This window comes from Hymenobacter sp. 5317J-9 (genome assembly GCF_022921075.1).
Taxonomy (GTDB): domain Bacteria; phylum Bacteroidota; class Bacteroidia; order Cytophagales; family Hymenobacteraceae; genus Hymenobacter.
Map to the genome: position 1 here is coordinate 3,484,344 of NZ_CP095050.1, position 20,725 is coordinate 3,505,068.

Annotated in this window: 16 protein-coding genes; 1 reads left to right on the forward strand and 15 read right to left on the reverse strand. The window is 69.3% G+C overall.

Annotation, left to right across the window (positions count from 1 at the left end; all coding sequences use genetic code 11):
- Positions 1–15: 15 nt before the first annotated feature.
- On the forward strand, positions 16–885 hold the full coding sequence (locus tag MUN81_RS14725) for a universal stress protein (RefSeq protein WP_245111572.1): 870 nt from the start codon (positions 16–18) through the stop codon (positions 883–885).
- Positions 886–891: 6 nt separating this feature from the next.
- Here MUN81_RS14725 and MUN81_RS14730 read toward each other — a convergent pair.
- The 15 genes from MUN81_RS14730 to MUN81_RS14800 form a co-directional block, all read right to left on the reverse strand.
- Positions 892–1,646, reverse strand: a protein-coding gene (locus tag MUN81_RS14730; RefSeq protein WP_245110381.1) for an IS5 family transposase whose coding sequence is annotated in 2 segments (ribosomal slippage) — positions 892–1,316 and positions 1,316–1,646 — 756 coding nt in all. Because the reading frame shifts where the segments join, the coding sequence is not laid out codon by codon here.
- A gap of 119 nt (positions 1,647–1,765) precedes the next feature.
- Complete coding sequence (locus MUN81_RS14735) at positions 1,766–2,761, reverse strand: MlaD family protein (protein ID WP_245111573.1); 996 nt, start codon at positions 2,759–2,761, stop codon at positions 1,766–1,768.
- A gap of 160 nt (positions 2,762–2,921) precedes the next feature.
- Positions 2,922–3,707, reverse strand: coding sequence for an ATP-binding cassette domain-containing protein (locus MUN81_RS14740; RefSeq protein WP_245111575.1), 786 nt, complete (start codon positions 3,705–3,707; stop codon positions 2,922–2,924).
- An 11-nt stretch (positions 3,708–3,718) separates the two neighbouring features.
- Complete coding sequence (locus MUN81_RS14745) at positions 3,719–4,477, reverse strand: ABC transporter permease (RefSeq protein WP_245111576.1); 759 nt, start codon at positions 4,475–4,477, stop codon at positions 3,719–3,721.
- Positions 4,478–4,491: 14 nt separating this feature from the next.
- Positions 4,492–6,888, reverse strand: a complete 2,397-nt coding sequence (gene ppsA / locus MUN81_RS14750) for a phosphoenolpyruvate synthase (RefSeq protein ID WP_245111578.1) — start codon at positions 6,886–6,888, stop codon at positions 4,492–4,494.
- 149 nt (positions 6,889–7,037) lie between these two features.
- Entirely contained in the window at positions 7,038–9,527 is a 2,490-nt protein-coding gene (locus tag MUN81_RS14755) for a cation-translocating P-type ATPase (protein WP_245111580.1), read from the reverse strand.
- 52 nt (positions 9,528–9,579) lie between these two features.
- Positions 9,580–10,467: a universal stress protein gene (locus tag MUN81_RS14760; RefSeq protein WP_245111581.1), complete on the reverse strand. Its 888-nt coding sequence runs from the start codon at positions 10,465–10,467 to the stop codon at positions 9,580–9,582.
- Positions 10,468–10,517: 50 nt separating this feature from the next.
- Positions 10,518–11,378: a universal stress protein gene (locus tag MUN81_RS14765; RefSeq protein WP_245111583.1), complete on the reverse strand. Its 861-nt coding sequence runs from the start codon at positions 11,376–11,378 to the stop codon at positions 10,518–10,520.
- Between the two features lie 45 nt (positions 11,379–11,423).
- Positions 11,424–12,248 carry a universal stress protein gene (locus MUN81_RS14770; RefSeq protein ID WP_245111585.1) on the reverse strand — a complete coding sequence of 275 codons (825 nt, stop codon included), beginning with the start codon at positions 12,246–12,248 and terminating at the stop codon, positions 11,424–11,426.
- A complete protein-coding gene (locus tag MUN81_RS14775; protein WP_245111586.1) occupies positions 12,245–12,490 on the reverse strand; it encodes a hypothetical protein in 246 nt (81 codons plus the stop codon). The genes MUN81_RS14770 and MUN81_RS14775 overlap by 4 nt, the downstream gene beginning before the upstream one ends.
- Before the next feature lie 284 nt (positions 12,491–12,774).
- Complete coding sequence (locus MUN81_RS14780) at positions 12,775–14,289, reverse strand: L,D-transpeptidase family protein (protein WP_245111588.1); 1,515 nt, start codon at positions 14,287–14,289, stop codon at positions 12,775–12,777.
- Between the two features lie 113 nt (positions 14,290–14,402).
- Positions 14,403–17,114 carry a cation-transporting P-type ATPase gene (locus tag MUN81_RS14785; protein WP_245111590.1) on the reverse strand — a complete coding sequence of 904 codons (2,712 nt, stop codon included), beginning with the start codon at positions 17,112–17,114 and terminating at the stop codon, positions 14,403–14,405.
- A 44-nt stretch (positions 17,115–17,158) separates the two neighbouring features.
- Positions 17,159–18,175, reverse strand: coding sequence for a 2-hydroxyacid dehydrogenase (locus MUN81_RS14790; protein ID WP_245111591.1), 1,017 nt, complete (start codon positions 18,173–18,175; stop codon positions 17,159–17,161).
- A gap of 55 nt (positions 18,176–18,230) precedes the next feature.
- A complete protein-coding gene (locus tag MUN81_RS14795; protein ID WP_245111593.1) occupies positions 18,231–19,067 on the reverse strand; it encodes a DUF6544 family protein in 837 nt (278 codons plus the stop codon).
- A 115-nt stretch (positions 19,068–19,182) separates the two neighbouring features.
- A complete protein-coding gene (locus MUN81_RS14800) occupies positions 19,183–20,694 on the reverse strand; it encodes an amidohydrolase family protein (RefSeq protein WP_245111595.1) in 1,512 nt (503 codons plus the stop codon).
- Positions 20,695–20,725: the final 31 nt, after the last annotated feature.

The following is a 20,725-nucleotide window of genomic DNA, read 5'->3' on the forward strand; positions in this document are numbered from 1 at the left end:
TTTCCACTTTTTCTCATGAAAAACATCCTCGTTCCCACCGACTTTTCGGCCGAGTCGCATCACGCGTTTGAAGTGGCCGTGCGCCTGGCGGCCCGCATCGGGGGCCGCGTGCTGCTGCTGCACGCCATCGAGCTGCCCGAAACGGCCAACTTCAGCACCTACGGCGGGCCGGTGGGCGGCACCGAGCTGCCCAACAGCAGCGACCCCATGGAAGACGTTTTCGTCATCAAGCTGCTGCAGGCTACCAAAACCCGCCTGCATCGCCTCCTGGCCGAAGCCGCCGCCCTGGCGCCCGGCGTGCCGGTGCAGGAGTTTGTGCAGGCTGCGCGGCTGAGCGAGGCCCTGGCCAGCATGTTCACCCACCAGACCATTGATTTGGTCGTGATTGGGGCACAGGGCCACACGGCCGCCGAGCATTTCTTCTTCGGCTCGAACACCGAGCGGCTGGTGCGCACGGCCCCCTGCCCCGTGCTGGCCGTGAAGCACCCGGTCGAAGCCTTTGAGGTGCAGCGCCTGGTGTTTCCGTCCGATTTTTCGGCCGAGGCCGACCGCGCCGTGTCCGAGCTGCGCCGCGTGCAGGCCCTCTTCCCCGAGGCCGTGCTGCACCTGTTGAACGTGGTAGCCTCGGCCGGCCAGGAAGAGGCGGCCCGCGAAAAAATTACCGCCTTTGCCAGCCGCCACCAGCTGCGGTCCTACGAAGCCGCCGTCACGCTCGCCGACCGGCCCAGCGAAGGCATTACGCGGTATGCTTACCAGGTGCAGGCCGACCTGGTGCTGCTGCCCACGCACGGCCGCACCGGCCTTAGCCGCTTCCTGCAGGCCAGCATTGCCGAAAACGTGGCCACCCACGCCTTCCCGCCGGTGCTCACCTTCCAGCTAAATTAGGAAGTGTTAACAGTCGCGTAGCCACAGGACGGTTGCAGCGAGGTGAATAAAGGCCAAAAAATGCGCATCGAGTTTGTCATACCGGGTGGCCACGCGGCGAAACTGCTTGAGGCGGCTGAAAAGGCGCTCAATGGGGTGACGTTGGGCGTAACGCGCCGCGTCGTAGCCCCGCGGGTAGCGGCGCTTGCACCGGGGCGGAATCACGGCACAGGTGCCGCGGGCAGCCAGGGTGGCCACGAGCGGGTCGGAATCGTAGCCCCGGTCGGCCACGAGGTAGGCCGGGGCCAGCCCGTCGAGCAGCGGCAGCGCTTGCGGGGCGTCGTGGCGCTGGCCGGCTGTCAGGCTGCCGCGCACGAACCGGCCCCCAGCGTCGGCCACCGCGTGCAGCTTGGTGGTCAATCCGCCGCGGCTACGCCCCAGGGCTTGCGGCCCGTTTTTTTGCGTGCCCCGCTCGCGTGTTGGTGCACCCGCACGGTGGTCGAGTCGACCAGCAGCGTGTGCAGCGCGTCGTCCTCTTGCACGGCGGCCAGCACCCGGGCCCACACGCCCGAGGCGGTCCAGCGCTGGAAGCGCGTGTATGTTGTGTGCCAGTTGCCCCACGCGGCCGGCAAGGCACGCCAGCGGCAGCCGTTGCGCAACAACCACAGCACCGCTTCTACAAAACGGCGGTTGTCCTGGCCCCGGCCACCTTTCGTGCCTTCCCGACCCGGCAGCAGCGGCGCGATGCGGGCCCACTGCGCGTCTGTGAGCAAATAATCCATACCCCAAATTAATACCTACTGTTAACACTTCCTAAGGAGTTACCTCCCACACACAAAAGGCCCGGAAGCTTCAGTTTCCGGGCCTTTCTGCGTTGTATGCTGAGCGCAAGCGGCGCTAGCTAGTTGGCGGGGTGGCCGGCCAGGGGCGCGGCCTGTTTGCGGGCGGCTTTTTTCTGCTGGCGGCGCAGGTAGCCGCGCAGCAGGAAGTTGTGTTGCAAGGCATCCATGCTGCGGCTGAAGCCGGCGGTGCCCTGCTCCGCGTGCTGCAGGGTGCGGCGCAGCTGGCGGCTGGCCGCCGTGTCGGCCAGCAGCGTGTGCAGGGGGCCGGCACCAGCACGCAGCTGCGTTTTCACGCCCGAAAGCAAGGCATTGAGCGTGTCGGAGCTGCCGGCCAGGCGGCGTGAGGCGTGGTTTAGCTGCCGGCCAAAGGCCGAGTCGGTGAGCAGGTAGCCTAGTGGGCCCCGCCCCCGCCGCACCCCGCCGGTGAGGCCGGCCACGTCCCGCGAGGCCGCGTTGAGCTGCGCCGAAGCCGCGGCGGCGTTGCGCAGGCTGCGGCGCAGGTTGTCGGCCAGGGCGCGGTCATCGAGCAGCTCCCACAGGGCCCGGCTGCCGTTGAGCTTGCCGGTAATCTGGCGCAGGTCCTGGGTGATGCCCACGAGGTTTTTGTTGGAGATATCGAGCGTGCCAAGCAGGTCTTCCACGCCCAACGGCTGGCGGGTGCGCAGCTGGTCGCCGGCCTGCACGGGGGGCGCCGCACCGCGGCCGGGCGCCAGGTTGATGATGGTGTTGCCCACCAGCCCATCGGTGCCAATGGTGGCCACGGCGTTCTGGTGCACAAAGGGTTGGGCATCGCGGTTGAGGTTGATAAACACGCGCACGGTGCTGTCGTTGCGCAGCGCAATCTCGCGCACGGTGCCCACCGTGATGCCGCCGAGCCGCACATTATTCCCCGTGAGCAGGCCCGACACGTTGCGGAAATCGGCCTGCACCATCAGGCTGCGGCTGAACAGGTTTTGCTGGCGGCCCAGCAGGTACAGCGTGGCCAGCAGGCACGCCATGCCCACGACCACAAACAGGCCCAGCTTCACATAATTTCCGGTCGGGCGTTGGGGCATGGGGGTAGTGGTGAGCAGTGAGCAGTGAGCAGTGAGCAGTGAGCAAAAAGAACGTCATGCAGAGCGTAGCGAAGCATCTCGCTTGTAGTGGCAAACCAATCGATTAGACTACTTGAGCATGCGAGATACTTCGCTGCACTCTGCATGACGTTCACTTATATCAAGCAAAAAACTCGTGCACTTTCGGGTCAGCTGCTACGGCCAACTCTTCATAAGAACCTTCGGCGTAGCAGCGGCCGTCCACAAGCAGCACCACGCGGTCAGCCACGAGGCGCACGCAGCTCATGTCGTGCGAGATGACGAGGGCCGAGGTGTGGTATTTCTGCTGCACTTCGCGGATTAAGTGGCTGATTTCGCGGGCCGTTACCGGGTCGAGGCCGGTGGTGGGTTCGTCGTAGAGGATGATTTCGGGGCGCAGGATGAGGGTGCGGGCCAGGGCGATGCGCTTACGCATACCGCCCGAGAGCTCGGCGGGCATCATGTCGGCGGTGTGCTCCAGGCCCACGTCGGCCAGGGCCTGGCGCACCAGAGCGGCTTCTTCGGCCGGGCCGTGGGCCAGCCAGTGCCGCCGCAGCGGAAAGAGCAGGTTGTCGCGCACGGTCATCGAATCATATAGGGCATTGCTCTGGAACAGGAAGCCGACCTTGGCCCGCAGCCGGTCCATGACTTCGTGGCCAAGGGTGGCCACGTCCTGGCCCAGCACGGTGATTTGGCCGGCATCGGGCGCAAGCAAGCCGATGATGCACTTGATGAGCACCGACTTGCCCGAGCCCGACTTGCCCAGCACCACCACGTTTTCGCCCCGGCGCAGGGCTAGCGAAAAGTCGTGCAGCACGTGGTTGTCGCCAAACGACTTATTCAGGTGCGCCACCGTGAGCACGGCCTCAGCGGCAGACGACGGGACAGCCGCGGCGGGCATTTCCTGGACGATGGAGTCGGGTTGCATGGCGGCTTGCGTTAGTTGAGCCCCAGCAGGCCGGTGATTTGCACGGCCAGTAGGTCGAGCAGGAAAATGACCAGCGAAGCCACCACCACGGCCGAGTTGGCGGCCTGGCCCACGCCCTCAGTGCCCTTGTCGGAGAAATAGCCCTTGTAGCAGCCGATGAGGCCCACGGCAAAGCCAAAAAAGAACGTTTTGAGAAAGGCCGGCAGCACGTCGCCGAAGGTGAGCCCGCCCAGCACGTTGTTCACGAACAGGGCCGGCGTGGTAGTGCCTTTCAGGTTGATGCCCAGGTAGGAGGCGTAGAGGGCAATGGCATCGGCCAGCACCGTGAGCACGGGCAGCATGAGCGTGGTGGCCAGCACCCGCGTCACCACCAGGTACTTGAAGGGGTTGGTGCCCGACACTTCCATGGCGTCAATCTGCTCGGTCACGCGCATCGAGCCCAGCTCGGCCCCAATGCTGGACCCGATTTTGCCGGCAAAAATCAGGGCCGTGATGATGGGCCCCATCTCACGGATGATGGTGAGCCCCACCATCACCGGAATCCACGACTCGGCCCCGAACTGCGCCATGGTGGGCCGGCTTTGCAGCGTGAGCACCACGCCCATGATGAAGCCCGTGATGCCCACCATGGGCAAGGACTGGTAGCCCACCACGTAGCACTGGTGCAGCAGCTCGGCCACCTCATACCGCGGCCGAAACCCTTCGCGGAAAAAGCGCCCGGCAAAGCTGGCAATGGCGCCGGTTTCGGCGAGTAGGGCGTGGGCAGGCATGACGGTCCTGTGGCTCAGTGCACCGCCACTTCCTCGGCCTGCACCATGTTGGCCATGCCCCGGAGCAGGGCGTCGGGCGTGAAGGAAATGCTGTCGATGCCGTGCTCGACCAGGAAGCGGGCCATTTCCGGGTGGTCGCTCGGGGCTTGGCCGCAGAGGCCGATGGGCCGGCCGTGGGCCTTAGCCGCCCCGATAACCTGGGCCAGCAGCCGCAGCACGGCCTCGTTGCGCTCGTCGAACAAGGGGCTCACGATGGCCGAGTCGCGGTCGAGGCCCAGGGTGAGCTGGGTGAGGTCGTTGGAGCCGATGGAGAAGCCGTCGAACACCTGCGCAAACTCCTCGGCCAGGATGACGTTGCTCGGAATTTCGGCCATCACGTACACTTCCAGGCCGTCGTCGCCCTGCTTCAGGCCGAAGTCGGCCATGAGGTCGAGCACCTGCCGGCCCTCGGCCACGGTGCGGCAGAAGGGCACCATCACCTTCACGTTGGCGAGGCCCATGTCGTGGCGCACGCGCTTCAGGGCCTCGCACTCCAGCCGGAAGCCTTCGCGGTACTGCGGGCTGTAGTAGCGGCTGGCACCCCGGAAGCCCAGCATGGGGTTTTCCTCTTCGGGCTCAAACTGCCGCCCGCCCAGCAGGTTGGCGTACTCGTTGGTTTTGAAGTCGCTCAGGCGCACGATGACTTCGCGCGGGTAGAAGGCCGCCGCCACGAAGCCCAACGCCTCGGCCAGCTTTTCAATAAAATACTCGGGCTTGCTGGGGTACTGCTCGGTGAGGGCCGTGATTTCGGCGCGGGCCCGCGGGTCGGTGAGCTGGTCGAAGGCCACCAGGGCCATGGGGTGAATGCGAATGGCATTGTTGATGATGAACTCCATGCGCAGCAGGCCCACGCCCTGGCTGGGGTAGCGGGCCAGCGCCAGCGCCCGGTCGGGGTCGGCGAGGATGAGCAGGGGCTTGGTGTGGGGCCGGGCCAGGTGCTCCAGGTCCACTTCGGTTTGCTCAAAAGCCAGCTCGCCGTCGAACACCTGCCCCTCGTCGCCTTCGGCGCAGGACACGGTGATGCGCTGCCCGTCCCGGATTTTCAGGGTGGCGTCCAGCGTGCCCACCACGGCCGACAGGCCCAGCTCGCGCGCCACAATGGCCGCGTGGCTGGTGCGCCCGCCCTGGTTCGTGACGATGACGGAAGCCTTTTTCAGCACGGCGTTCCAATCGGGGCTGGTGCTGTTGGTCACGAGAATGTCGCCGGGCTGCAGGCGGTGGCCGTCGGCCGGCGAGTCGATGAGGCGGGCCGTGCCGGTGGCAATCTGGCTGCCCACGGCCTTGCCGGTGGCCAGCACTGGGCCGCGCGCCAGCAGGCGGTACTCGTGCAGGCGCAGCGCCCGGCGGCCGTGGTGCACGGTTTCCGGACGGGCCTGCACGATGTACAGCTCGCTGTTGAGGCCGTCTTTGGCCCATTCAATGTCCATGGGCAGGCCGTAGTGCGCTTCTATCTGCAGGCACCAGCGGCCCAGCTGCTCCACCTCGGCATCGCTGAGCACGAACTCGGCCCGGCGCTCGGCGGGCGTGTCGGTGTTGCGAATGCCCGCCGGGCCGGCGTCGGGGCCGGTGGCGTAGCGCATGGTGAGGGCCTTGCTGCCCAGCTGCTTGCGCACCAGCGCCCGCTGCCCCGCCCGCAGCGCGGGCTTGAAAAGGTAAAACTCGTCGGGGTTCACGGCGCCCTGCACCACGTTTTCGCCCAGGCCCCAGCTGCCGGTGAGGTAGAGCAGGTTTTCGTGGCCGGTTTCGGGCTCGATGGTGAAGGCCACGCCAGCCGCGGCCAAATCGGAGCGCACCATGGTTTGCACGCCCACCGAAAGGGCCACTTTCAGGTGCTCGAAGCCGTTCTGCACCCGATACTTGATGGCCCGGTCGTTGAACAGCGAAAGGAAACACTTATGGCAAGCCTCCAGCACGCCGGCCCCGCTACGCACGTCCAGAAAAGAGTCGTGCTGGCCCGCAAAGCTGGCCGTGGGCAGGTCTTCGGCCGTGGCGCTGCTGCGCACCGCCACCTGAATCTCGTGCTCGTAGCCGGCGCGCAGCTCGTGGTAGGCCTCCGTGATGGCCGTGGCCACCGGGGCGGGCAGCGTGGCCGCGCGCACCAGCGCCCGGGCCCGGGCCCCTACTTCGGCCAGGTTGCTGAATTCCCGGGTATCGAGGCCGGCCAGCAGGGCCGTGAGGGGCTCGCGCAGGCGGTTTTCGTCTAGAAACAGGTTGTAGGCTTCGGCCGTGGTGGCAAAGCCGTTCGGCACGTTGATGCCCTGGCCGTTGAGGCGGTTGAACATCTCGCCCAGGGAGGCATTCTTGCCGCCCACCTGCGCCACTTGGTCGGTGGTGATGTCTCGGAAAAACAGGGTGAACGGAGCAGTTGCCATGGCGCGGGAAGGGGTTAGAAATGAGGGGTAAGCAAAGCTAGAATCCTGCCCCGGGGCCGGCACTGCGCGCGCTCACCCCAACGACTGATAGAAATCAGGGCGACCTCCGGACAGCTGAAAAGCTGGCTGCCAGCACGCTGCGGGATGCCCTATCCTTTCTTCAGCAGCTTGTACACTTCCAGGGCGCCGGCGCCCAACAGCGCGGCCAGGGCGCAGCCGCCCAGCTCGGCGGCTGGCACGGGCGCGAAGCCGAACAGTGCCCGCGCGGCCGGCACCCACAAGCTCACCAGCAACAGGGCCAGCGCCAGGGCCAGCATCAGCCAGAGCAGGCGGTTGGGCACCGCCAGCGTGCGCCACAGCGGCTGCGAAAACGAGCGGTTCACCAGCGTGAGCACCAGGTTGCTCAGCACCAGCGTGGCAAACACCAGCGTGCGCACTTCGGCCACCGGCCGCCCCGCCCGCATGGCCGCGTAGTACACGCCCAGCACCGCCGCGGCAATGCCCAGCCCCTGCAGCAAGCTGCGCCCCAGCGCCCAGCCGCCCAGAAACGCGTCCTCCGGCGCCCGGGGCGGGGCGTGCATCTGCCCGGCCTCGGCCGGCTCGTTCTCGAAGGCAATGGAGCAGGTGGGGCCCATCACCAACTCCAGAAAAATGACGTGCACCGGGCCCAGCAGGTTAGCCAGCGGCCAGCCGGCCAGCAGCGGCACCGCCACCGTGGCCACAATGGGCAGGTGAATGGCCACGATGTAGGAAATGGCCTTTTGCAGGTTCTGGTAGATGCGGCGGCCCTGCGCCACGGCCGTCACCATGCCACTCAGGTCGTCGTCCACCAGCACCAGGGAGGCGGCCTGCCGGGCCACCTCGCTGCCGCGCCGGCCCATGGCCACCCCAATGTGGGCGGCCTTGAGGGCGGGGCCGTCGTTCACGCCGTCGCCGGTCATGGCCACCACTTCACCGTTGGCTTTCAGGGCGTTCACCACGCGCAGCTTGGCCTCCGGAAACATGCGCGCAAACACGGCCGTGCCGCCCACGCGCTGGCGCAGCGCGGCCTCGTCGAGGGCCAGCACTTCGGCACCAGTCAGCAGGGCATCGGCGCCGGGCAGGCCCACCTGGCGGGCAATGGCCTGGGCCGTGGCCGGGAAGTCGCCGGTTATCATCTTCACCTGAATGCCGGCCTGCCCGAAGGCCCGCAGCACGGCCGCCGCGTTTTCCTTGGGCGGGTTTTCGAGCGCCACCAAGCCCAGAAACTCCCAGTCGAAGTCGTCCTGGCTGGCCGGAAAATCCCCCTTCGGGGCCTCGGCCTGCGCCACGCCCAGCACCCGCAGCCCCTGTTCCGAGAGTTGCCGGGCCACGGCGCGCACTTGCTCAGCCTGCCCGGCATCCAGCCCTCGGCACACAGCCAGTACTTGCTCCACGGCGCCCTTGGCGGCCACGACCGGCGGGCCGGCGGGGCGGCGCCGCACGTGCGTCATCATGGGCGGGGTGCCGGCCAGCGGGTACTCGTGCACCAGCGGAAAATCAGCCGCGTTCAATCCGGGCGCAGTAGCGGCCCAGGCTTCCACAATGGCTTTTTCCATGGGGTCGAAGGGGGCGGTTTCGCTGGCCCAGCGGGCGTAGGCCAGCACGGCCGCGGCGGTGGTCGACAAGGCCGCGGGCAGGGGCAGCAGCTCGCCGGTGGCCCCGTCGAAGAGGCTGGCCACGCGCATGCCCGCCTGGGTGATGGTGCCGGTTTTGTCCACGCAAATCACCGAGGCCGAGCCCAGGCTTTCCACGGTTTGGGGCTGCTTGGTGAGCACGCCGGCCCGGCTCAAGCGGGCCGCGCCCAAGGCCATGAAGCTGCTGAAGGCCACTGGAATTTCCTCCGGCAGCAAGGACATGGCCAGCGTGAGGCCGAAGAGCAGGGCCGTGGCCCAGTCGCCGGTGCGGGCGTAGTTCACGCCCCACACCACGGCAAAGGCGCCCAGCCCCGCCCAGGCCATGCGCCGCACAAAATGGCTCACCTGGAGCTGCAGAGGTGTTTTTTCAGTAGCAATGGCGTGCAGGCTCCCGCCGATGCGGCCCAGCTCGGTGCCGGCGCCCACGGCCGTGAGGGTGAGCCAGGCGCTGCCCGATACGGCGCTGGTGCCGGCGTACACGGCGTCGGCCGGGGCTTTGGCCACCGGCACGGCCTCGCCGGTCAGGATGGCCTCGTCCACGGCAAAGTCGTTGGCGCTGTCCACGCGGCCGTCGGCCGGAATGCGCTCGCCTTCTTCCACCAGCACGGCATCGCCCACCACCAGGTCGGCGGCGGGCACGGCCCGGAGCTCGCCGCTGCGCCACACCTGGGCGCGGGGCTGGGTGAGCTCGCGCAGGGCCTGCAGGGCTTGATTACTGCGCACGCTTTGGTAGAGCGAGATGCCCGCCACGGCCAGCAGAGCCACCACCAGCGTCACGCCCTCGGCGGTGTGGCCCAGGCCAAAATACAGCCCACACGCCACCAGCAGCAGCAAAAACATGGGCTCGGTAACCACCTCCCGCGCCGTGGCCCGCCACCCGGAGGAATCTTCGGCGGCCACGACATTGCGGCCGTGCGCCGCCCGCGAGCGGGCCACGTCCGCATCGGGCAGGCCTCTTTCAACCGCCAAGGCTGGTTCCATCATGATAAGGGTTGAATGAGGCAATTTGGTCAACATTCCTAGGAGCCCGACGGCGCTACTGCTGCGCCGCCACCGTCAGCTCACTGGCCGTGGGGCGGGGCCGCGACGAAGCCGTGGGCAGCACCAGCACGGGCACGGGGCTTTGCTCCAGCAGCCGGGCCGTCACGCTGCGGTGGAACAGGTCGCTCATAAAGCTGCGCTGCCGGGCCATGACGACCACCGCGTCGGCGGCCGTGTCCTGGGTGGCCGTGAGCACGCCGTCGGCGTAGTCGCCGCTGCGGTAGCCGCGCAGCTCGGGGGCGCTGAACTCAACCAGGCCGCTGGCGCGCACGGCCTGGAGGGCGGCCGCGCAACCGTCGTCGTCCTCCACGCCGTCGGACACGTGGCCCACCACCACGCTGGTGGCCAGCAGCGCCAGCGCCGGGCGCAGCGCCTGCGCCGGCCCCGACAGCTCGAAGGGCTCGCGGTCGGCCGCCACCAAGAAGCGGTGGGGCGCCTGCTCGGTCGGGGCCGTGGCCGGCACGGCCAGCACCGGAAACTGGCCGGCCCGCAGCAGCTCGGCGCACAGGGCGGCGGTGCCGGCAAAGTCGGGGTGGTCTTCGTCGGGCTGGCCCAGCACAAACAGCGCCGGGTGGTAGCGGGCGGCCAGCTCGCGGGCCACGTCGGGCAGCAGGTCGGTGGCCATTTCCACGGTGGCGGGCACGCGCAGGGCCTGGGCCAGCTGCTGCAGGGCGGCGGCCGTGTCGGTCTGGCCTTCCAGCTCCTGGCGGTGGTACTCGCGGCCCACGGCCCCCACCAGCTCGTAGGGGTCGACCAGCGAAACACGATTGACGTGGAGCAGCACCACGCGTCCGTGCACGGCCTGGGCCAGGATTTCGGCGTAGCGGATGGCGTGGCGGGCGGGCTCGTAGAACCCCGAGAAAACGATGAGCGTGAGGGCCATGGCGATGAAAGATTTACGTCTTGATAAGTGGAAGGCAATTGCCGGGCGGCTCAGGGCCGCAGGGGCGCCGGGCTGGGCGTGGGCTGCGTGGCTGCCAGCAGCAGCACGGGCACGGGGGTGCGGCGCAGCACCTGGTCGATGACGCTGCCGCTGAACAGCTTGTGCAGCAGGCCATGGCCAATATCGAGCAAGGCCAGCCAATCGGCTTCCAGGTCGGCCACGGCGTGCAGCAGGCCGGGCGCGGGCTCCTCTCCCACCACTTTGTGCAGGCCGCAGCCGGGCATGGTGGCCATCAGGCCGCAGGTTTGGGCCGCGTGCAGGCCCGCCCAGCCGCGAATGCTTTCATCGCGCGTCAGCACGGTCACGGCCACCGCGTCGGGGGCCAGGGCGTCGAGCAGCGGGGCCACGGCCCGTGCCTGTGGCACCAGCACAAACGGCCGGTCTTCCACGGCCAGGGCCAGGCGCCGCGGCAGGCGCAGGGCCGCGTCGGGCAGGTGCTCGGGCACCAGCAGCAGCGGGTAGCCGGTTTGGTGGGCCAGGGGCTGGGCGCGGTTGCTGAGCCACTCGCTGAGCCAGTTGGAAGCGGCCGTGAGGCCGGCCACCACCAGCACGGGGCGGTACTTGGCCAGGGCTTCTTCGATGGCGCCGGGCCAGTCGGCTTCCAGCACTTCGGCCGTGGCGGGTACGGGCAGCGCGCGGGCCACCTGCTGCAGGCTGCGGGTGGTATCGGGCACGTACTCGGTGTCCAGCACGGGCAGCACCTGGCCGTACTCGGTGGCGATGGGCAGCGGCAAAAACACGTGCACCAGGTGCAGTTCGGCGTCGATGGCCGCGGCCAGCACGGCAGCGTAGACGCGGGCGCGCTCGGCGGCCCGCGAAAAATCGGTCAGCACAACCAGATTGGGTTTCATGGCTCAGCAGCTTTGGAGGTTGAGTAAAACAGTTGGCGCGGTCCGCTAGTCCTGGGCCGGCAGCAGCAGCACCGGAATGGGGCTTTCCTGCAGCAGCTGGGCTGTTACGCTGCGATGGAACAGGCTGCCCAGCAGGCTGTGGCGCCGGGCCACCACCACCAGCAGGTCGGCCTCCTGGCGGGCGGCTTCTTCGAGCACGCCCCCGGCAATGCGCTGGCGGCTAAGCTCGTGCAGGCGGCTCAGTTCGGGGCCCTCGTCCACCAATTCGTTTTGCCGGATGCTGCGCAGCAGGTCGGCGGCGTCGGGGCGGCCGTGCTCATCATCGGTGATGTGCACCACGTCGAGGGTGCCTTCGTTGGCCTGCAGCAGGCGCTGCACCACCCGCTGGTTGTGGCACAGGTTGAAGGGCTCGCCGTCGACGGCCAGCAGCAGGCGGCGGGGCGGAAAGGCATCCCAGCCCACGGTGGGCACCACCAGCACCGGAAACTGCGCCTGGCGCAGCAGGTCCATGGCCGTGCTCACGATGATTTCCTGCGGGGCATGGGCCAGGCCCGGGCGGCCCAGCACCAGCAGCAGCGGCTGGTGGCGGCGCACCACCTCCTGCACGGCCTCGGGCAGGTAGTCGTCCGAAATATCAACTTCGGCCGGCACGGGCTGCGCCGAGGCCAGGGTTTCGAGGGCCCGGCGAGTGCGCTGCTCGCCCTCAGGGGTGTGGCCGGCGTGGTATTCGGCCGGCGCCAGCAGGCCGTCGTGGCGCACGTGCAGCAGCACCAGGTGGGCATTTAGCGGCAGGGCCAGCCCGGCGGCGTAGGAAAGTGCGCGGTTGGAAACGGCAAAAAAATCGGTGAGGACAACTAAAGACGGACTCATGGCCAGAAGGGCAAAAGGTGGGTTAATGCGAAAAGCGAATGGCCGGAGCCGGCACTACCAGCGCCGGGGGCCACTGCGGGCCGCGGGGCCGGCAGCGGCGGGTACTGGTCGCCCCAGTCGTCGAGCGCCATGGCGGCATCGGCTTCGAGGGCGCGCAGCTGCGTGGCGGGGCTCACGGGCAGGGTCGGGCCGCCGGGCGCATCGGCCGAAGGCGCCGCGAAGGGCAGCAAGTGGAAGGACATAGCCCGGAAAATGAAAGGTGGAGCCCGCCGCGCAAGCCCGCGCGGCCAGGCAAAGGGGCCCGGCGCAGGCAGTTGCCGGGCGCGGCCGCTAGCGGGCCGCCGGGCCCTGGGAGCGGCCGTGGTAATAGGCGCTGGTGAGGGCCAGCACCGCCAGCAGCAGCACCGAAAACATGAGGGAGGGCGTAATCATGACCGGGAGGAAAGGGCCCTGGGCCAAAGCCCCGGGCAGGTGAAGAGAACACCTCAAAATTCGTTTTCTCCGGCCCCCAACGCCCTGACGCTGATTACCTCGGGGCCTGATTTTCATCAGGCCCAAACAGCGCCCGCCGCACGCTCTCGTCGCGTCCGTACACGTCGGCAAAGAACCGCAGGCGGCCGTTTTCGGCGGTGCAGGTGGCGTAGCGAATGAAGATGGGCATGGGCCGGATTAGACGGACGTCGCGGGGCGTGGGCTGACGGGCGCACTCGGCCTCGCTGGGCAGGCGCACCGGGCGGCCCTCGCGGCGCAGCAGGTAGGCGGCCAGCGCCAGGGGCTCGGCTAAGCGCACGCAGCCGTGGCTGAAGGCCCGGGCCGGCGCGGCAAAAAACTGCCGCATGGGCGTGTCGTGCAGGTACACGGTGTAGGGGTTGGCGAAGCGGAACACCACGTTGCCAAGGGCGTTGTCGCAGCCTGCCGACTGCCGGATGGTGTACGGAAAGTTTTGGGCCGTCACCGCCCGCCAATTCATGGCAAAGGGGTCGAGTGAGCGGCCCTGCTGGTCGTACAGGGCCAGATTGTTCAGGGCCAGGTAGCCGGGGTCCTGCTTCAGAAGGGGCAGCATTTCCTTGGTGGCAATGGAGCGCGGCACGTGCCAGTCGGGCGCCAGCGTGAAGTAGCGCACGGCACTGCTAAGCGTGGGCGTGGGCGTTTCGGGCTTGCCGATGATGACGCGGTGGCGCCGCCGCACCGAGTCGCGGGCCACCACCTGCAGCTCGTAAGCGGGCAGGTTCACGAGGAGGTATTCCGGCGTGGGCGCCCAGGCTTCCCAGCGCCAGCGCTCCAGGTTGAGGGCGGCCTGCTGGTAACGGGCGCGGTGCGCGGCGGCCGAGTCGGGCGGCACGGGCCGGGCCAGCCACCGCGCCAGCGCCGCCTGCAGCTGGCGGTACTCGCGAGTGGTGGGCTGGCCCGCGAGCATGGCGGCCGGCACTGCGCCCTGGCCCAGCGCGGCCCGGAGGGCAGCCACGGGCTGCCACTTCGCCCCTCCCCTGGCCCAGGCGGGCTCGGCCTGCGGGCGCAGGCGGCCGCGGTGCAGGTCGCGCATCAGCCGCAGCACGGCGTCGCTGAGCTGCAGTTCCAGTCGGGCACGCTGCCAGCTGCGCCGACCCGGGTCGGCCGGCAGCGCCAGCGAATCGCGCAGGGCGACCAGCGCAGCCGGCAGATAATCAGCAGGCAGGCCCAGCTCGGCGGCGCGGCTCAACTGTTGCCAGGCGGCCGCGGCATCGGTGGTGAGGCTGTCGGCGGTGGTCCAGATGGGCTCGTAGGTCGGGTTATAGAAAGCTCGCACTTCGGGGCCGGCCTGCAGGCCCAGGCAGGCATCGGCGGCGCGGGCGCTGCCGGCCGCTGCGGTATCGAGCAGGGCCTGCAGCAGCGGCGCCACGGGCACGTCCTGCGCGGGCGGCGAGGCAGTGGACTTGCTTTGGCCGGGCTGGCTGGCGGAGCTGTGCGTTTCGCTGGGGGCCGGGCTGCACCACGGCAGCACCGCCGCCAGGCTCAGCATCAGGCAGCGGCGCATCACAACCAGGGCAGATAATGGAATCACAGCGAAGCGTTAGCCAACTACATCTCAAGGTAAGCAAGGAAACAGCACGGAGGACGGACGTGGTGAGAACACAACCGTGCAACGGTCATCGGTCAGACGCCCGCACCGTCGGACTACAAGCGGCCGCTTGTAGTCCGCGACCTGCCCACCCGGCGCAGCCAGCGGCCGGCCTGAATCAGCAAGAGGGGCAGCAGGCCACTGGCCAGCACCAGAACCAGGGCCGCGGGCGGCAGCGGCACCAGGCCAAACACCGGCCGCAGCGCCGGCACCAGGTAAATGGTGAGCATGGCGCCGCTGCACAAAGCCAGCGCGCCCCACACGTACCAATTGCGCGTCACCTCCGAGCGCAGCAGGGTGCGCCGGTCGGCCGCGAAGTTGAACACGTGCAGCAGTTGGCCCAGCGCCATGCCATAGAACACCACGTTGTTGCACACCGCGGCCGACAGGCCCATTTCCCAGCGCGCGCAGGCAAACGCCCCCGCGCCGCCCGCCGTGAGGGCTGCCGCGTAGAGGCCCGCGCGGCGCCAGTCGGCCAAGCCCAGCAGCGGCTTGTGGGGCGAGCGCGGCGGGCGCTGCATCAGGTTGGGGTGGCCGGGGCCCAGGGCCAACGCCAGGGCCGGAAACACGTCGGTGAGCAGGTTCAGAAACAGAATTTGCAGCGGCCAGAGCGGCACCTTCGGGTGCAGCAGCGCCACCAGGGTCACGATGAGCACCTCGCTCAGGTTGCAGGAAATGAGGTAGCTCAGAAAAGTGCGAATGTTGGCCAGCATCACGCGGCCCTGCGCAATGGCCACCACAATGGAGCCGAAAGCGTCGTCCTGCAGCACGAGGTCGGCGGCTTCGGCGGCCACCTGGGTGCCGCGCAGGCCCATGGCAATGCCGATGTCGGCCCGGCGCAGGGCGGGCGCGTCGTTCACGCCGTCGCCGGTCATGCCCACCACCTGGCCGTGCTGCTGGTAGAAGGCAATGAGGTCGAGCTTCTGGGCCGGGCTCATGCGGGCAAACACCTGGGCCCGGTGCAGGCGGCGCCGGCCGGCGCCGTTGGGGTGGCGCAGCAGGTCGGCCAGCTCGGCGCCGAGTATCACGCCGTCGGGCTCTTCGTCTTCCAGCAGCCCCACCTGCCGGGCCACGGTGCGGGCCGTGGCGGGGTGGTCGCCGGTGGCCACTATCACGCGAATGCCGGCGGCCCGGCAGGCGGCCAGCGCCGGCGCCACTTCCAGCCGGGGCGGGTCGAGAAAAGCCACCAGGCCCACCCATTCCAGCTCGCGCACGAAGTCGGGGCCCGGGTGCCCGGGCCACTCGGCGCTGGCAAAGGCCAGGGTGCGCAGGCCGCGCGCGGCCAGGCCCTCGGCGCGGGCCACCCAGGCGGCGCGGTCTTCGGCGCTGAGCGGCTGGGGGGCGCCGGTGGCCGCCCACTGGTAGCGGCAATGGGGCAGCACGGCCTCGGCGGCGCCTTTCACGGCCACCAGGCAACGGCCGCCGGCCAACTGGTGCACGGTGCCCATGAGGCGGGTATCGGAGCGAAAGGCCTGCTCGGCGAGGCGCAGCGGCGGGGCGGCAGCGCCCTGGGTGGCGCCGGCCAGCTGCCACAGGGCAATTTCGAGGGGGTCGCCGGTGGTGCGGCCGGGGTCGGTGGGGTGGTAGGTGGCGTTGTTGCACAGCGCGGCCAGCAGCTGCAAATGCGCAAAGCCCGGGCTGGACAGCAGACCGGGGGCCCCGCCGGCCACGGCGCTCAGGCTGTCGTCCTGCAGGCGCACTTCGGTGCAGCCGTCGGCCAGCCACACGGTGTGGGCCTCGATGCGGTTTTGGGTGAGGGTACCGGTTTTGTCGGTCACGATGACGCCGGTGCTGCCCAGGGTTTCCACGGCAGGCAGGCGCTTCACCAGCACCTTGTGCCGGGCCATGCGCAACGTGCCGGCCGCCAGCGCCAGCGTGGCCACGATGGACAGCCCTTCGGGAATGGCCGCCACGGCTAGCACAATGGCGGTTTTCAGCACCTGCCCCAGCGGCCGGCCCTGCGCCCACACCAGCAGCCCATAGCCCAGCGTGAGCCCGCCCGTGAGCAACAGCAGCTGCCGGGCCAGCACATCGAGCTTGCCCTCCAGGGGTGTGGGTGGGCGCCCGGTGGCCTGCACCAGCCGCGTGATGCGGCCCAGCTCGGTGCCCATGCCGGTGGCCACCACCAGGGCCCGGCCGTTGCCGTCCACCACGGCCGTGCCCTTGAACACGCGCTGGCGCTGCTCGGCCAGCGGGGCATCGGGCGCGGCCGGGCCGGGCACTTTGCCCACGGGCAGCGACTCGCCCGTGAGGGCCGACTCATTGATTTGCAGCTGGTGGGCTTCGAGCAGGTCGGCGTCGGCGGGCACCACGTCGCCGCCTTCCAGCAGCAGCACGTCGCCGGGCACCAGGTCGGCGGCCGGCAGCAGCTGGGGCTGGCCGTCGCGCAGGGCCCGGGCCTGGGGCACGTCGAGGGCGTGCAGGGCGTCCATCGAGGCGCGGGCCTGCCACTCCAGCCCAAACCCGATGGCCGCATTCAGCAGCACCACCGCCCCAATGGCCACGGCCTCCGCCGCATCGCCGCTGAAGGCCGACACGGCCGCCGCGCCCGCCAGCACCAGCACCGTGAGGCTTTGGAACTGCCGCGCGGCCATGCGCAGCCACGATTCGCGCCGCGCCGTGGCCAGCACGTTGGGGCCGGTTTCGAGCAGGCGCCGCCGGGCTTCGGCAGCCGGAAGGCCGGCCGCCGACTCCGAAGAAGCGACGGGCGCCACTGCGGCGGCCGGCTGCGCAGTTTTGGGAAGCAGAGGCGCAGGGGGCAACGGCATGGCGGCGGGCGGGTTAAAAGCGGTGTAAATGGCCGGGGCGCCGCTCAGAGGCGGGCGGGCACTGCCCCGGCCGCGCCCAGTTCGTGCTCGGCCGGGTGGCCCAGCGCCCAGGCGTTGAGGCTGGCCAGGGTGGCGTCGGCAATGTTGGTAAGGGCCTCGCGGGTCAGGTAGGCCTGGTGACTGGTGAGCAGCACGTTGGGAAAGGTGAGCAGGCGCGCAAACTTGTCGTCGAGCAGCAGCTCCTGGCTGTGGTCGGCGAAGAAGAGGGCCTGCTCGTTTTCGTACACGTCCAGCCCCAGGTAGCCCAGCTGGCCGCTCTTGAGGGCGCGCAGGGCGGCGGCCGTGTCCAGCACGCCGCCCCGGCCGGTGTTCACCAGCATCACGCCGCGCTTCATCCGGCGCAGCAGCTGGTCGTCGATGAGGTGGTGGGTGGCGGCCGTGAGCGGGGTGTGCACCGAGATGATGTCGGCCTGCGCGCACAGCTCGGGCAGCGGCACGTAGCGCAGGCCATACTTCGCGGTGAGCTCGGGGGTGGGCTGCACGTCGTGGCCCAGCAGCTGGCAGCCGAAGCCGTGCAGAATGCGCGCCACCACGCCCCCGATGCGCCCCACGCCCATGATGCCCACGGTCTTGCCGTGCAGGTCGAAGCCGATGAGGTGGTCGAGGCGGAAGTCGTTGGCCCGCAGCTGCTGGTCGGCCTGGCGCAGGTGGCGGCACAGGGCCAGCATCAGCGTCACGGCGTGCTCGGCCACGGCGTAGGGCGAGTAGTCGGGCACGTTGGCCACGCGCAGGCCCAGGCGGCGGGCGGTGGCCAGGTCCACGTGGTCGGTGCCGGCGGCGCGCACGGCCAGGTAGCGCACGCCCCGCTCGGCCAACTCCTCCAGCACGGGAGCCGACGCATCGTCGCGGGTGAACACGCTCACCGCCAGGGCGCCGTGCGCCAGGTGCGCGGTGTCGGCCGTGAGGGGCGTGTCGAGCAGCGTGAGCTGGTGGTGGCCCTGGTTGGCGCGCTGCAAAAAACCGCGTTCAAAATGCTGAACACTAAAAGCCGTAACGTTCATAATCGAGTAGTTTGGCAAAATCAGTCCGCCCGTGGCGGCTGGCCGAAGCTGCCGGTCAGTAAGGTTTCAGGACTGTATAGTCCAGGTCCTGCACCACAAAACGGGCGTAGGGCCGGCGCCGGCCGCCCACCACCCAGCTGGCTTCCAGCACCGTGGGCACGCACACGCCATGCCAGTCGCGGTAGGCCGAAAACCGGCCCAGCCAAGGCTCTGGCGGGCCGTCGCCCCGGTGGCGCAGGGCTTCGCACTCCGCTATTTCGTCGTACTCGTTGAAGCGCACCAGATACGCGGCTTCCTGCCCGTCGTGGCGGCACAGCAGGCGGGCCGAGTGGTCGTCCACGTCTACCCAAGCCAGCTCAGGACCAGGCAGCAGCGCGGTGGGCATCCAAGCACTTTCGCCCAGCCAGCGCAGCAACTCGCCCTGGTCGTAGGCCGGACCTTCGCCGCGTAGCAGCGGCACGGCCCCCAGCAGGCGCACCGAAAGGCAGCCGTGCCCATCCGTGTATTCATCGCGGGCCGTAAACAGGCTGGTGGCGCCCTGCCAGATGAAGCCAGCCGGGCTGGCCCGCATGTACTCCTCCCCTTCTATGGCCACCCAGTCCTTGTCGATTTCGGTTTTGAATTGACCGTTGTGGCGCAGGCGCAGGCCGCGCAAATACGGCTGCCCGTCGCGCAGCACGTGCCGGAAATAGCGCTTCACCGGGGCGGGCAGTCCCACCAGCCGGGCCTCGTGGTGCACCTGCCCCGCCACGTCCGCCGACTCGGCAAACAGGCGGGCCACGTCTGCGCGCAGGCGGCAGGCCGCCGCGCGCTCCGCAGCAAGCAGGGCCACACCAGTGGCCGCCAGTGCCAGCCCGGCCGAACCGAGCAGCAGGAATTTCCAAGTCTTCATGGCGTAATGAATTGCTTGAGCCAATAGTAATATTCAATTGATTATCAGCACGCAACTATCAGAATATTCATCCTTGAAGTCAGCTATTCAGGCTTCTGAACACGGCGCGCACGGGCTAGCGCACCACGGCCGTAGCGTGCGCCGCGGCGTCTTCCATGGCGGCGGCCTGCTCGGCATCGTGGGCCAGGTGGGCCAGGGCGGGCAGGTCGAAGAGGCGGCCGCGCAGCACCACGGCCTCAATCAGGCGCAGGTTGTGGATGTCGGCGAGCGGGTTGGCGTTCAGCAGCACGGCATCGGCGAGGTAGCCCGCGCGAATGCGGCCGAGGTCGAAGCCGCGGCCCATGGCCATGGCCGGGTTCACGGTGCCGGCGCGCAGGGCCTCGGCCGGCGTGAGGCCGATGGCCACGAGGCGCTCCAGCTCGTCGTGCAGGCTGCCGCCATGAAAGAGGTTGGGCGTGGCCGAGCCCGCGTCGGAGCCGGCCACCAGGCGCACGCCCTGCCGGCCAAACGCGGCAATCAGGCTCCGCTGCAGCGAGTCGAGGGCCAGCAGCCGGGCCCGCCGGGCCGCCGTGAGGCGCGGCCGGGCGCGCAACGCCTTCGTCCACTGCAGGCGCACCGCCGCCGGCACCGAGCGAAAGCGCGGGTCGGCCGGGTCGGGCTCGCGGCCCAGGGCAACGTCCTGCGCCCCCAGCGCGGGCACCACAAAAGTGCGGTATTGCCCCAGGGCCTGGGCCAGGGCCGCGCAGCGCTCGGCGCTGAAGCTGGCCAGAATGAGCGGCTGCTGGGCTTTCACGCGGGCCTGCAGGGTGGTGAGGGGCCGCGGGCCGGCCAAGGCCCGGGCGCGCGCCTCCACCAGTTCGGCCTCACGGGTCGAGCAGCTCAGCAGCAGCTTATCGACGCCGTCGATGCCGCGCTGCCCGGCTCCGATGGCGTCGAGCACGGGCACGGCTTCGGGCACGGGGCCGGTAAGGTGCACGTGGGCTTCCTCGGCGGCTGCGGCCACGCCCCAAAAGGCGTCGTGCGAGAGCAGCGGACCCGTTTGCAGGCTGCACCAGCCGGCTTTGATGTGGCTTTCGGCCTGGGTGCGGCCTTCGGCGCGGGTGGCCGTCAGGCCGAGGCCGGTGCGCTCCGTGGCCGAGCCGTCGAGCACGGGGCCGGCCAGCTCGATGCGCGGGCCCACGCGGCTGCCGGTTTCCAGGGCCTGGTAAGTGCGCAGCAGGTCGTTGAGGGGCCGGGCGGTGGTCACGTCGCGGATGCTGGTGATGCCGTGGGCCACGTACAGCGGCAGGGCCATGCGCTCGTCGGCGGCCGAGCCCAAGGCATGGGTGTGGCCGTCCCAGAGGCCCGGCACCAGGTACTTGCCGGTGCCGTCGACGGTGGGCACGCCCCGACCGGCGGGCACCCATTTGCCCACCGAAATGATGGCGCCGTCGCGCATCACCACGTTTTGGTTAGGCTCGATTTCGCCCAGGTCCACGTTCACCACGCTCACGTTGGCGATGACCAACTCGTCGACCATCGGCGGTATTACCACCGGCGGAATGGTGGCGCCCGGCTGTTGGCCCAACGCAGCGCGGCCGGCCAGGCTCAGCCCCAGCAGCAGCCCGGATATACGGTTCAATTTCATGGCCCGGAATGTTTAATTGACAACGATTTTT